We start from the raw sequence: 12,424 nt of genomic DNA on the forward strand, positions 1-12,424 counted from the left end.
CCAGGCTCGCCACGTCCTCGGCGGCGGCGCCGGTCAGGCGCAACAGGTTCCAGCTGATGACCTTCACGCACGCCTCATGACTTGAGCCTCATGACCTGGGCCTCATGACCGGGGTTTGCGATCGCGCTGCGCCGTCTGGCGGGCCTGGCGGATCTGCTCGGTCAGCAGACTCGCGGTTCCGGCGGCAGCCTGCAATTCGCGACGCACGGTCTCGCGGCGTTCGTGGATCGAGGCAATCACCAGCCCCATCGGCACGCCAAGACCAACCAGCGCCGATTCGGCCAGTTGCAGACTCGCCTCGATGGTTTCCGGCACCGTATCGGTGACGTCGAGCGTGTAGAGGTGGCGGGCATGCTGGGCATCATGGGCGCGCGCCACGATCATCACGTCCGGCCGGCGCGCGCGCACCGCCCGCACGACATCGTCAACGACGGCAGTGTCGATGGTGACGATGACGCCCGCCGCCTCGTCGATGCCGCAGCGCTGGAGGTAGATCGGGTTGCTGGCATCGCCGTAGTAGATCGGCCGGCCGAGGTTGCGCCAGCGCTCGACGAGGGCCACGTCCTTGTCGGTGGCGAGATAGGCGATCTCGTGCTTGTCGAGCAGGTCGCAGACCAGCTGGCCGACGCGGCCGTGGCCGACGACGATGACACGCTTGGTATGGTCGTCCGGCGGCAGCAGGGTCGAGGAAGGTCGCGACGGTGCTTCCGCGTCGAGGCGTTTGTGGATGTGCCGGGCGGCCAGGGCAATGAACGGCAGCGTGCCCATGGTCAGCGAAACCACCGCGAGCACGCCGGCCGCGACGCCACTGTCGATCAACCTGAACTGGGTGGCGAGGCCGATGCCGATGAAGGCGAACTCGCCGCCCGGCGCCAACAGCAGGCTGGTCTCCATGCTGGTCGACCACGGTATGCCGAACAGCCGGCAGAGCGGAGCGAGCAATATCGTCTTGGCCACCATCATGGCAAGGAAACCGCCGGCAACCAGAAGCGGTTCCCGCCAGATGAATCCGAGGTCGATGTGCATGCCGACGGAGAAGAAGAAGACTCCCAGCAGGAGACCACGGAAGGGATCGATCATCGCCTCGACGGCGCGCCGGTACTCGGTCTCGGCGAGGAGCAGGCCGGCTATGAAGGCACCCAGCGCCATCGAGAGGCCGGCAACGGAGGCGATCACGCCCGAGCCGACGGCGATCAGCAAGGTGGCCGCCATGAAGAATTCCGGGTTGTCCGTTCCCGCTGCCAGCCGGAACAGCGGCTTCAACACGACTCGGCCGACGACGGCGATCACGCCGACGGCGACAACCGCCTCGACCAGGGCGATCACCACGCCCTGCACGACGGAACCCTCGCTGTTGCCGCCCAATGCGCTGATCAGGAACAGCAGCGGCACGACGGCAAGATCCTGGGCGAGCAGGATGGCGAAGCTGGTACGGCCAGTGGTCGACATCATGCGGCGCTGGCCACTCAGCAGCTCCATCACGATGGCCGTCGACGACAGGGCCAGGCAGGCGCCGATGATCAGGGCCGCGGCCGGCGGCTGGCCCAGCCACAGGGCGCCGAGGCTGATGGCGATTGCCGTAAGCGAGACCTGAAGACCACCCAGTCCGAACACCAGCCGACGCATGGTGATCAGGCGGCGCATCGACAGTTCCATGCCGATGAAGAACAGCAGAAAGACGATTCCGAGGTCGGCGATGAAGGCGATCTGCTTTTCGCCGGTGACGGTCAGCCAGTCGATGGCGCGGGAATAGTCGGCGAGCTGGCCGAGCCCATAGGGGCCGAGCAGCGCCCCGACGACGAGGAAGCCCAGAATCGGGCTGATCTTCAGGCGATGCACGACCGGCGCCACGACGGCCGCCGTTCCCAGGATGATCAGCGCATCCTTGAAGACGAAGATTTCCGCAGATCCTGCCATTGGCTCAAACATAGACTGCGCACGGCGATCTGTGCACACTTTCGTCGGCAATAAGGAAATCGGGATGGAGACGACATGAAGGTGGTCATCACCGGCGGCGCCGGCTTTCTCGGCAAGAAGCTGGCGCGGCGTATCCTGCAGCAGGGCGCGATCGCGGGACCGACCGGCGCGCCGGAGCGCGTGGGCGAACTGCTGCTGTTCGATGTCGCCAAGGCGACCGGGCCGGGGCTCGATGACCCCAGGGTCAAGGCGCTGGCCGGCGACATCGCCAACTTCGCGACGGTGCAGTCGATCGTGCAGGGCGCGGCCACGGTGTTCCATTTCGCCGCCGTCGTGAGCGCGGGCGCCGAGGCCGATTTCGACCTCGGCTACCGGGTCAACCTCGACGGTACGCGCAACGTGCTGGAAGCCTGCCGGGCGCTCGGGACCAACCCGAGGGTCGTCTTCACCAGTTCGCTGGCCGCCTTCGGTGGCGACCTGCCGCCGGCCGTGACCGACGATACGCCGCTCACGCCGCAGACTTCCTATGGCGCGCAAAAGTCAATCGGCGAATTCCTGGTCCGAGACTACACCCGCAAGGGATTCCTGCGCGGTACTGCGGTGAGGCTGCCGACGATCTGCGTCCGCACCGGCCTGCCCAACAAGGCGGCGTCGACTTGGGCCAGTTCCGTCCTGCGCGAGCCGCTCACCGGCGTCGACGTCGTCTGTCCGGTTACACCCGAGACCATCATGGTCGTGCTCAGCCCGCGCAAGACGGTCGATGCCTTCATGCGCCTGCACGATCTGCCGCCGGATGCCTTCGGGCCGGGCCGCACGCTGCTGTTGAACGGCATCAATGTGACGGCCAGGGAGCTGGAAGCAGCCGTGGCGCGCCACGCCGGCAACCGCAAAGTCGGCAAGGTGGTCTGGCAGCACGATCCCGCCATTCAGAAGATCTGTAACGGCTGGCCTCAGGGCATCGATTCGAAGCGTTCCCGCGCGCTCGGGTTCGAGACCGACAAGGACCTCGACGAGGTCGTGCGTCACTTCATCGCCGACGATCTCGACGAGCAGATGAAGATCGCCAAGCCCGCCTGACTCTAGCCTCGTCGCAGCATGCGCCAGCCGTTCTGCAGGTGCCGCCAGGGCCCCCAGACGTGGCGGGTGCGCATCATGTGCCAGCGCTGCGGCTCGTTGTCCGGGCCGGCGACAGGTCCGGCGTCTTCGACGTAGTCGGTGATGCCCACCGCGTCGGTGTCCCAGGGGCCCGTGGTCTTGAAGATCGTCGTCTTGGCCCCGTAGGTGCCGAGCGCCCGCGACATGCCCGAGGCCATGAAATCCATGTAACGCGGCAGGCTTTCGGGGCGGCAAAGATAGCCCTTGTTGAAGCCGACGGCGAGCAGCCGGAAATGGAAAGGGTTCTTTTCGAGGTAGCGGATCACCTCGGTCGTGTTGGCGGGATAGCGCGGCGAGAAGAAATCGTCGATCACCACGATGCCTTCGGTATTGACGATCCGGTTGGCGAACTCGAGCTCGCGGTAGACCGCAGTGCCGGTGTGCTCGCCGTCGATATGAAACCAGCGCACCGTCTGGTGCATCGCCTGGGGGTCGAGTTTGGCCGCCAGATCGGCGGACGGACCGGACAGGGGCACGATGTTGGCCGGCTCGACGCCGACCGACCGGATAGCGCGATGCACCGCCGGTTCGTCCAATCGGAGATCGCACAGATAGAGTTTTTCACCGCCCTTGCGATAGGCCGCCAGTACCGAGGCCGATCGGCCACGCCATACGCCGATTTCGAACAGGTCCCCGGTCACGCCGGACTGCTGGTCGAGCAGGGCACGCCAGACGCAGTAGGACTGGAACATGAACCAGCCTGGAATTGCGTCGATTTTCTCCCAACTGAGCATCGTCTATCCTCGCTTGCGGGGCCTTGCTAACAGCGCCCCTTCGAGGCCGCAAGCCGCGAGCGCTTGCTTCCGCCCCAACGGTCAGGTAGAGCCCGCTCGCTTGCGTATGCCAACAATAATCGCCTACCGCATCACAATCGGTCTGCTTTGGGGGCTGGCACTCTGGCATAGCTGGGAGAGCCGGGGCCTGTTTGTCGACGGCTCGGCGTTCCTCGTCCAGATCGCCCGCCGCGAGTGGTTTTTCGACTTCTACGCGCCGCGCCTGTACGCGATGGTCATCGGCCAGATTCCGGTCATGACGGCGTTGTTCCTGGGCGTTACCGACTTGCATCTGATGGCGCGCCTGCTGTCGTTCGGGCTGTTCGCCGTACCGACCGCCCTCTACCACCTTGCCCTGATGCGCGCGAAGGACGACGCGGTTCTGCTGGCCGCCGTGGTGGCGGCGGTCGCCGTGGTCTTCATGACGACCTCGTTCTTCATCGTCGGCGAGTACAACACCGCCTATGCGCTCGTCGTGCTGGCGGCGGTCCGGCTGGCGACGGCCGAGCGGCTCACCGTCTTCGACGGCCTGGTGCTGGCGGCGCTCGCCTTCCTCGCCATGCGGACCTACGAAGTGATGATCTATCTCGGCCCGCTGCTGGCGGCGATGATCTTCTGGGCGCTTCGCCGGGCACCGTCACGGCCGGTCTTCGCCACCGCGCTTCATGTCGCGGCCGCGGGCATGTTTCTCGCCGGCATGGTCGTGGCCACCGGTTCCATTCTCAAGCCCCACTCCGAGGAGCACCTCAGCGATACGGTCGCGACCGCCACCAACTTCTGGCAGAACATGCAATTCGACATGGTGCTTGCAGCGGCGCTCGTGGTCGTGGGGTGGGCACTGCTCAATCCGCGCTCCCTGATGGGGACGAGGCCATATTGGTGGGCGGCCTCGTTCCTCGTCATCCTCGCCCTGTCGCCGCTGCTCGCGGCCAGCGACACGCTCGTGCGGCCGCTGGCCAAGTCGCAGTACGTCGCGCGGACGGCGGCGGGATTGGTCATCGCCGCGATCGTCATCTTCATCTGGATCTACCGTTCCAAGGTCGGCAACAAACTGCCGGCGCTCGTCATCCTGCGCGCGCCCGACGCGGCACGGCGCTTTGTCGCTTTTGCGTTTCTGATGCTGTTGGCCGGCCTGCCCTCCGACATCTACCTGACCAGAACCTGGATCTCGTACCTCGAGGCCGTGCGGACTGTCGTCCGGTCGCAAAGCGGGGTGATCGCCTTCGAGAGCACGTCGCTGGCAAGAAATCCGCACCTGCATCTGATCGAAGCCTGGATCCTGCCAAGCCAGAGCCTGGTGCTGCGCGCCAAGCGCGGTGACGGGATCATCGCGCCGCCCAAGGATTTCGACTCCTGGCAGCCGTTTCCGCCGGCCCAGCCCTACGATCTCGGCCCCTTCATGTGGCGCGACTAGGCATGCGCAAGGTCCCGCATTTCGCAGCCTATCGAGGCGTCATTGTGCTGCTGTGGGCGCTGGTCATCTACAACGCCGTCGAATGCCGCGGACTCTTCTGGGACGGATCGTCCTTCCTGGTAAACCTGCTCGACCGCGAACGATTTCATGATTTCTATGCCGCCCGCGCCCATGTCGATTGGCTGACCCAGGCGCCCATGCTGCTGCTGGCGGACGCCGGTATGCGCGATACCAGGCTGCTGGCAATGGCCTACTCGGCCACGCTGTTCGCCGTACCGGCTGCTCTCTATCATTTTGCGCTGGCGCGCGTGAGGCACCATCCGCCGCTGCTTGCCGCCGTCGTCGCCATCGTCGCCGCAGTCTATCTGCCGACTTCGTTCTTCATCGTCGGCGAATACAACGCGACCTTCGCGGCCGTGACGGCAGCCATGGCGGTGACGTTGACGACGGGTGGCAGGAGCGTGCGCGATGCGGCGATCCTGTGCGTGCTCGGGGCGCTTTGCCTTCGCTCCTACGAGGCCATGGTCTATTTCGGGCCGCTGCTCGCGGCGGCGATTGTCTGGGAATCGCGCCGCGCCGCCAGCCCTGACTTCGGCATTCGCGTCCTCTATGCGCTCGCAGCGCTCGCCTTCATCGGCGCTGCGGTGGTTTCGGCCGTGACGATCGTCGACTATTGGGACCATCCGCACTTTCTCAAGGTGCGGTCGACCAGCGTCGACTTCTGGCAGAACATGCAGTTCGCCATTCCCCTGGCCGGCTGCGTGATCTGTGGCGCGGCCGGCCTGCGGCGGCCATCCTGGCTGCAGGGCAGGGGACCGCTCATCGTTCTGGGCGTCGTTGCCGCCCTTCTTGCCCTGTCGCCCTGGTGGCGGGTCGTACACCCGCCCTCGATCCTCTATCCGCCCTCCCACTACGTGGCGCGCCAGGCGGCCGGGATTCTGCTTGCCGTGCTCCTGGGGGGTATGTGGCTGCTCGCCGACCGGCGACGCGATCCACCCGCCGTGGTCGCTATCTTGCGGGAGACAGCGGTCTCCCGGCGGCTGCTCACCCTGGTCACGGCACTGACTTTTGCCGCGGCGGTTCCCGACATCGCGCTGACGCGGCTGTGGGCGGGCTATCTCGACAGCGTCCGCGGCCTGGTCGACGAACGCTCCGGCATCATCCGCGCCGAGACGCTGCCGCTGCATGACTGGCCGAACAAGTTGTTTTTCCAGGACTGGTCGTTTCCGGCGCTGAGCGCGATCGTCAGCCGAACGCCCGGCAAGGCCTATGTCGTTTCCGACCAGGATTATCTCAGCAACCCGCCGTTCGAGCCGGAATGCGGCCTGCTGCCCCGGCTGAGCGGCTACGGCTGGCGGCGCTAAGGCTGGCGAATGGACCATTTCGTGGCACACCTCGTTGTGCCACGCGGTGTCCCGCTGCCTGTGCCACGAAGCCGGCTCAAGCCCTTGATCCGGCTGGCCGATCGCCCCCTGACGAACTGTGCCAGCCATGCCCGCCCGCAGCCGGGATGGGCGTGCCGCTGCCGTCTCCCGGAAGCAGCCCGGCGTGGACCACGAAAAACGCCCGGAGCGAGGGATCGCCCGGGCGTTGCCAGCAGTGCCTTCACAAAGGCGTCCACTGTATTGGAAATTTAGCACAAAACCTGCTGAACTTGCAAATCAACTACGGCCGCATCCACGGGCTGCTGCGCCCCGAGCCGCGGATGGGTGCGGCCAGTTCGACGAACTCGCACAGGATCTTGCGGGTGTCGCGCGGGTCGATGATCTCCTCGATCCAGAAGGTCTCGGCACTGCGGAATGGCGATCGCAGCTTGTTCAGCCGCTCTTCGATCTCGGCCATCTTGGCCTTCGGATCCGGAGCGGCGGCGATGTCGGCGCGATAGGCGGCCTCGATGCCGCCTTCCAGCGGCAGCGACCCCCAGCGGCCGGACGGCCAGGCATAGCGCCAGTTGACCCTGGAACCGTTCTGGTGCGCGGCGCCGGCAACACCGAAGGCATTGCGGATGATGAAGGTGCACCACGGCACCGTCGTCTGGAACATCGCCGACATGGCGCGCACGCCCTGGCGGATGACGCCGCTCTTCTCGGCCTCGAGCCCGATCAGGAAGCCGGGGCAGTCGCAGAAGTAGACCACCGGCATGTGGAAGGTCTCGGCCATGTCGAGGAAGCGTGTCACCTTCTGGCAGGCGTCGGCCGTCCAGCCGCCGCCATAGAACATCGGATCGCTCGCCATCACGGCGACCGGCCAGCCGTCGACCCGGGCAAAGCCGGTGACGACCGATCGGCCGTAGAGCCTGCCCATCTCGAAGAAGCTGCCCTGGTCGACCACCTTCTCGACGATCGGGCGGATGCGATAGACCTTGCGGATGTCGCGCGGGATGACGTCGAACAGAGATTCTTCGCGCCGCGCCGGATCGTCGGTCACGGGGCCGCGCGGCGGCGCGTCGTGGACCGACGAGGGCAGGTAGGAGAGGAACCGGCGCGTGACGGCAAAGGCCTCTTCCTCGCTGTCGACTGCCTCGTCGATGGCGCCGGCGCGAAGCTGGATTTCCCAGCCGCCCAGTTCCTGCTTGTCGTACTGCTTGGGGCTCAGCCGATTCACCACCGGCGGGCCGGCGACGAACATCGCCGAGATTTCCTTCACCATTACCGAGTAGTGCGTCGCGGCCAGCCGCGCGGCGCCCAACCCGGCGACCGAGCCGAGGCCGAGGCCCACCGTCGGCACGGCGCCCATGTTCTGCACCACCCATTCCCAGCCGCTGACGCCCGGGACATTGGCGCGGCCGGTGGTCTCGATGGTCTTGACCGAGCCGCCGCCGCCCGATCCCTCGATCATGCGGATCACCGGTACGCGGTACTGGTTGGCGTAGCGTTCGATGAAGTTGGACTTCTCCTTGATCGTGGCGTCGGCCGAGCCGCCGCGGACGGTGAAGTCGTCGCCGGTGACGGCGACCGGCCGGCCGTCGATCTTGCCGCGGCCCATCACGGCGTTGGCCGGCATCAGATCGACCAGGTCGTTGCGGCCGTCGTATTCCGCCTTGCCGGCGATGCTGCCGAGTTCGCGGAAGGAGTCCTTGTCGAGCAGCCGGTCGATGCGCTCACGGACGGTCAGCCGGCCGCCGTCGTGCTGGCGCTTGACCTTGTCGGCGCCGCCCATGCGCTTCGTCATTTCCTGACGGCGGCGCAGCTCGTCCATTTCCGGTTGCCAACTCATCGCCTGTTTCCCCGGTCCGGTTGTTTCAATCGTCTCAAAGCGGTCAAGTCTCGTACCAACGCCGGGCTTGAGCGGCTACACTGAAAGCATCCGAGCCGTGGAGATGGGCCGATGGACGAAACGGGCAACAGCAGCGTGCTGCTGGTGGCGCGGTGCCTGCTGGCCGGCCTGTTCCTGTGGTCGGGGATCGGCAAGATCGCGGGCTACGACGAGGCCGGGCAGTTCATGGTGCAGCACGGCACGATCGGGCTGCTGCTGCCCGTGGCCATCGTGGTCGAGATCGGCGCCGCCTTTCTCCTGATCGTCGGCTGGAAGGTGAGGTTTGCCGCGGTGGCGCTCGCCGGCTTCTGCATTGTGACGGCCCTGCTGTTCCACGCCAACTTCACCGACCGCGCCCAGATGGTCCACTTCCTCAAGAACGTCGCCCTGGCAGGTGGCCTGCTCGCCCTCTACGTCTCGGGCCCCGGCCGCATGTCGTTCGACGGCGCGGACGAGAGCGGCGACCAGGTAGACGGGCGCTAGCCTGGCGACCGCTCGTAGACGACGCCGTCGATCAGATTTTCCTCGTAGAGCCGCGCGAGGTCGATGCCGCCGGGCGGGCGGGCGACCTTGAAGTCGGCGATGGCCCGCGCGATCCGCGACTCCTGATCGCGGCGGAGTTTCTCCGCCTCTTCCACGGTAACGGGCTGGAACCGCACCGTCTGGCCCGGCAGCAGGCGGCCGAGGCGCGGCAGGTCGACCGAGGCCACGGTGGCGATCTTGGGATAGCCGCCGACGGTCTGGCGGTCGGCCAGCAGCACGATCGGCAGGCCGGCGCCCGGCACCTGGATCGCGCCAGGGCCGATGCCGTCGGAGATGATGTCGGCGCCGCCCTTTTCGACGCTTGTGGCATGGGCGATCGTCGGTCCCTCGAAGCGGATGCCCATGCGATCCGCCTCCCTGGAGACGCGATAGTCGGACCCGACGAAGATGTTGCGGCCGGCCGCGGTGAAATATTCCTCCTGCGGTCCCCAGACGATGCGGACCGGGCCACTGCCATAGTCGAACGGCGCCCCGAGCTTGCGGTCGTCGCCCGGTGGCGCCTGTTCGAGCGACAGCGGCAGTGCATCGCCCGCGGCAAGCTTGCGGCCCTCGAAGCCGCCGACACCGGCCCGCGCATAGGTCGAGAGACTGCCCATGAAGGAGGGCAGGGCAAAGCCGCCCGCGACGGCGAGGTAGGCCGTGCTCGAGCCCTCGACCATGCCGACGCGCAGCACCTGCCCGCGCTTCAGGAGATGCGTGCGGTCCGTTTCCAGCGCCTTGGGCGGCGTGTCGGGGCCTTCGATGAGCGCGGGTGATATCGGGCCGACCAGGGCGACGCGCACGCTGTCGGCCTCGACCAGCAGGTCAGGTCCCATGACGCCGATCTCGAGCCCCGCGGTGCCGGCGGGATTGCCCAGGAGCGCGTTGGCAAGGCGGAGCGCCACCCTGTCCATCGCCCCCGCGGTCGGCATGCCGAGCGCCATGAAGCCCACGCGGCCGAGATCCTGCAGCGTGTCGAACAGGCCGGCGCGAACGACTTTCAGCGCGGCGGTCATTTCTCTTCCTCCTCCCCATTCAGATGGGGAGGTGGCCGCGAAGCGGACGGAGGGGTCATGGGTGACGACAGCGGTGCTGGAGCTTTCGACCCCTCCGTCGGCATAAGATGCCGACACCTCCCCATATGAATGGGGAGGAGAAGAAGACTGGCACTCATGCCTTCACCAGGGTCGACCAGTCGAACGTGCCGGCGTCGACCTCGCGGGCGATGCGGTCGAAGGTCTTGCGGTCGATGCGCTGGAAGGAAAGGGAGTCGCCCGGCGCCAGGAACACCGGCTGCTCGCGACGCTTGTCGAACATCCAGAGCGGCGTGCGGCCGATCAGATGCCAGCCGCCCGGACTCTCGAAGGGATAGATCGTGGTCATGTCCATGGCGATGGCGACGGACGAACGCGGCACCCGCACGCGGGGCTGAGAGCGCCGCGGCAGATACAGCGTCTGGTCGAGCCCGGCGATGTAGGCGAGGCCCGGCATGAAACCCAGCACATAGACCTTGAACGGCGAGGCGAGATGGGCGGCGATCACCTGCTCCACGGTCTTCTTCGTGCGCTTGGCGACTTCGGCCAGGTCGGATGCGAATTCGGGATCGTCGTAGCAGCAGGGCAGCGTAACGCGACGGCTCGCCAGGCCGGTCGGCAGGCCGCGCGCGATCAGCGCGTCGATCCGGGGCTGCAGCTCGGCGCGGGACGCGGCAAGCGGGTCGTAGGCCACCATCAGCGAGCGCATGGTGGGCACGGTCTCGACGACACCCGGGAGCTCGCCCACCGCCTTGGCGCGGTCGATGGCGACGTGAAGCGCCATCACCCGAGCGTTGATCTCGGGCGAGATTTCGTTGCCGAACTCGACAGTAAAGGCGGTATCGCCGCAGGATAGGTACCGAACGCTCACATCTGCTAGGATAGCGTCTTCGATTCAGGGAGTCTCCCATGGCCGCCACCAACGCCGGATTCGTCAACATCAACTCCGACCTCGGCGAGAGCTTCGGGCCGTGGGTGATGGGCAACGACAGCGAAGTGCTGAAGATTGTGACCTCGGCCAACGTGGCCTGCGGCTTCCACGCCAGCGACCCCGTGGTCATGGTCGACACGGTCAAGCTCTGCCAGCAGAACGGCGTCAGCATCGGCGCCCATCCCGGCTTCGCCGACCTGCAGGGCTTCGGCCGCCGGGTGATCAACCTCTCGGTCAAGGAACTGGAAGCCAACATCGCCTACCAGCTCGGGGCCCTGCAGGCGATCGCGGCGCTGCACGGCGGCAAGGTCACCCACCTCAAGGTGCATGGCATGATGGGCAACATGTCGGCCGAGAGTGCGGAGATGTCCGAAGCGATCTGCCGCGCCACCAAGGCGGTCGATCGCGACCTCATCATCCTCGCCCAGGCCAACACCGAGCAGGGCAAGGCGGCACGCAAGCTCGGGTTGCGGGCGGCGGAGGAGGTCTTCGCCGACCGCACCTACACCGACGCCGGCTTCCTGACGCCGCGCAAGGAAGCCAATTCGATGATCAAGGATGCCGCCCAGGCGGTGGCCCATGTCCGGCGCATGGTCGACGAGCAGGCGATCTATTCGACTTCGGGCAAGCGCATTCCCTGCCAGGTCGATTCGATCTGCGTCCATGGCGACGGCCCGACCGCGGTGACGGTGTCCACGGCGGTACGTAAAGGCTTGGAGGCCGCCGGCATCCGCGTCGTGCCGCTGCCAGAGATGCCCAGCCTGCGGCACTGATCCTTTCATCAGCCGTTTCACTGGACCTTTCACCGGATTGTGACTGCCGGCGGGCCTGTCCGGCCGGCGCGCGTTGGGCATAGTCCCGGGACCACCCGTAGAGGTGGCACAACCGGGAGTTAATGCCATGAACAGACTGATCGTCGCGGCGGCCGCCGCAGCCCTACTCGTGTCACCGCTCGCCGCCAGTGCCCAAGCGCCGCCGCCCGCCTACGGCATGGGTATTTCGATGGAGGCCGCCAAGAAGGCGATGGCCGCCGCCGAGGCCGAAGCCAAGAAGAACAACTGGCCGGTGGCCATCGCCATCGTCGACAGTTCGAGCAAGCTTGCCGCGTTCTCCAAGATGGACAACACCCAGCACGGCAGCATCGAAATCGCCATCGGCAAGGCGACGACGGCCAACAATCTCAGGCGGCCGACCAAGGCCTTGCAGGACGGTATCGCCCAGGGTGGCGCCGGTCTCCGCCTGCTGGCGGTGCCAGGTCTGATGCCGCTGGAGGGCGGCGTGCCGATCGTCGTCGACGGCAAGATCGTCGGCGCCATCGGCGTCTCGGGCGTGACATCCGAACAGGATGCCCAGGTCGCCATGGCGGGGGCCGCGGCGGCGAAATAGCTGCCCCGGACCACGTTAGGACCATCCGTCGCGCTGT

Annotated in this window: 11 protein-coding genes; 6 read left to right on the plus strand and 5 right to left on the minus strand. The window is 66.7% G+C overall.

Annotation, left to right across the window (positions count from 1 at the left end; all coding sequences use genetic code 11):
• Nucleotides 1-102: 102 nt before the first annotated feature.
• A complete protein-coding gene (locus EPO55_RS14045) occupies nucleotides 103-1,917 on the minus strand; it encodes a cation:proton antiporter (protein ID WP_296337519.1) in 1,815 nt (604 codons plus the stop codon).
• 75 nt (nucleotides 1,918-1,992) lie between these two features.
• Here EPO55_RS14045 and denD point away from each other — a divergent pair, with 75 nt between their 5' ends.
• On the plus strand, nucleotides 1,993-2,994 hold the full coding sequence (denD, locus tag EPO55_RS14050) for a D-erythronate dehydrogenase (protein WP_296337520.1): 1,002 nt from the start codon (nucleotides 1,993-1,995) through the stop codon (nucleotides 2,992-2,994).
• A gap of 2 nt (nucleotides 2,995-2,996) precedes the next feature.
• Here the strand turns inward: denD and EPO55_RS14055 are convergent, their stop codons facing one another.
• The gene (locus EPO55_RS14055; RefSeq protein ID WP_296337522.1) at nucleotides 2,997-3,806 is read right to left on the minus strand and encodes a class I SAM-dependent methyltransferase; all 810 of its coding nucleotides are present in this window, start codon (nucleotides 3,804-3,806) and stop codon (nucleotides 2,997-2,999) included.
• Nucleotides 3,807-3,912: 106 nt separating this feature from the next.
• On the opposite strand from EPO55_RS14055, the gene EPO55_RS14060 reads away from it, so the two are divergent.
• Both EPO55_RS14060 and EPO55_RS14065 read left to right on the plus strand, forming a co-directional pair.
• Nucleotides 3,913-5,259: a hypothetical protein gene (locus tag EPO55_RS14060; RefSeq protein ID WP_296337523.1), complete on the plus strand. Its 1,347-nt coding sequence runs from the start codon at nucleotides 3,913-3,915 to the stop codon at nucleotides 5,257-5,259.
• A 2-nt stretch (nucleotides 5,260-5,261) separates the two neighbouring features.
• Nucleotides 5,262-6,623 carry a hypothetical protein gene (locus EPO55_RS14065; RefSeq protein ID WP_296337524.1) on the plus strand — a complete coding sequence of 454 codons (1,362 nt, stop codon included), beginning with the start codon at nucleotides 5,262-5,264 and terminating at the stop codon, nucleotides 6,621-6,623.
• Between the two features lie 301 nt (nucleotides 6,624-6,924).
• Here EPO55_RS14065 and EPO55_RS14070 read toward each other — a convergent pair whose 3' ends face one another.
• Nucleotides 6,925-8,475, minus strand: coding sequence for a carboxyl transferase domain-containing protein (locus tag EPO55_RS14070; RefSeq protein ID WP_296337525.1), 1,551 nt, complete (start codon nucleotides 8,473-8,475; stop codon nucleotides 6,925-6,927).
• A gap of 111 nt (nucleotides 8,476-8,586) precedes the next feature.
• On the opposite strand from EPO55_RS14070, the gene EPO55_RS14075 reads away from it, so the two are divergent.
• On the plus strand, nucleotides 8,587-8,997 hold the full coding sequence (locus EPO55_RS14075) for a DoxX family protein (protein WP_296337526.1): 411 nt from the start codon (nucleotides 8,587-8,589) through the stop codon (nucleotides 8,995-8,997).
• Here EPO55_RS14075 and EPO55_RS14080 read toward each other — a convergent pair.
• Nucleotides 8,994-10,052 carry a biotin-dependent carboxyltransferase family protein gene (locus tag EPO55_RS14080; RefSeq protein ID WP_296337528.1) on the minus strand — a complete coding sequence of 353 codons (1,059 nt, stop codon included), beginning with the start codon at nucleotides 10,050-10,052 and terminating at the stop codon, nucleotides 8,994-8,996. The two genes, EPO55_RS14075 and EPO55_RS14080, sit on opposite strands and share 4 nt — an antisense overlap.
• 154 nt (nucleotides 10,053-10,206) lie before the next feature.
• Nucleotides 10,207-10,941, minus strand: a complete 735-nt coding sequence (gene pxpB / locus EPO55_RS14085; RefSeq protein WP_296337529.1) for a 5-oxoprolinase subunit PxpB — start codon at nucleotides 10,939-10,941, stop codon at nucleotides 10,207-10,209.
• Nucleotides 10,942-10,979: 38 nt separating this feature from the next.
• Here pxpB and EPO55_RS14090 point away from each other — a divergent pair, with 38 nt between their 5' ends.
• Entirely contained in the window at nucleotides 10,980-11,774 is a 795-nt protein-coding gene (locus tag EPO55_RS14090; protein WP_296337531.1) for a 5-oxoprolinase subunit PxpA, read from the plus strand.
• Between the two features lie 127 nt (nucleotides 11,775-11,901).
• On the plus strand, nucleotides 11,902-12,387 hold the full coding sequence (locus EPO55_RS14095) for a heme-binding protein (protein WP_296337532.1): 486 nt from the start codon (nucleotides 11,902-11,904) through the stop codon (nucleotides 12,385-12,387).
• Nucleotides 12,388-12,424 lie beyond the last annotated feature (37 nt).

This window comes from Reyranella sp., assembly GCF_004296935.1.
GTDB lineage: Bacteria > Pseudomonadota > Alphaproteobacteria > Reyranellales > Reyranellaceae > Reyranella.

Bases quoted from the DNA above. Each gene is read 5' to 3' on its own strand.
- denD (WP_296337520.1), top strand. From the start codon at position 1,993: ATGAAGGTGGTCATCACCGGCGGCGCCGGCTTTCTCGGCAAGAAGCTG.
- EPO55_RS14055 (WP_296337522.1), bottom strand. From the start codon at position 3,806: ATGCTCAGTTGGGAGAAAATCGACGCAATTCCAGGCTGGTTCATGTTC.
- EPO55_RS14090 (WP_296337531.1), top strand. From the start codon at position 10,980: ATGGCCGCCACCAACGCCGGATTCGTCAACATCAACTCCGACCTCGGC.
- EPO55_RS14070 (WP_296337525.1), bottom strand. From the start codon at position 8,475: ATGAGTTGGCAACCGGAAATGGACGAGCTGCGCCGCCGTCAGGAAATG.
- EPO55_RS14080 (WP_296337528.1), bottom strand. From the start codon at position 10,052: ATGACCGCCGCGCTGAAAGTCGTTCGCGCCGGCCTGTTCGACACGCTG.
- EPO55_RS14060 (WP_296337523.1), top strand. From the start codon at position 3,913: ATGCCAACAATAATCGCCTACCGCATCACAATCGGTCTGCTTTGGGGG.
- EPO55_RS14065 (WP_296337524.1), top strand. From the start codon at position 5,262: ATGCGCAAGGTCCCGCATTTCGCAGCCTATCGAGGCGTCATTGTGCTG.
- EPO55_RS14075 (WP_296337526.1), top strand. From the start codon at position 8,587: ATGGACGAAACGGGCAACAGCAGCGTGCTGCTGGTGGCGCGGTGCCTG.
- EPO55_RS14095 (WP_296337532.1), top strand. From the start codon at position 11,902: ATGAACAGACTGATCGTCGCGGCGGCCGCCGCAGCCCTACTCGTGTCA.
- EPO55_RS14045 (WP_296337519.1), bottom strand. From the start codon at position 1,917: ATGGCAGGATCTGCGGAAATCTTCGTCTTCAAGGATGCGCTGATCATC.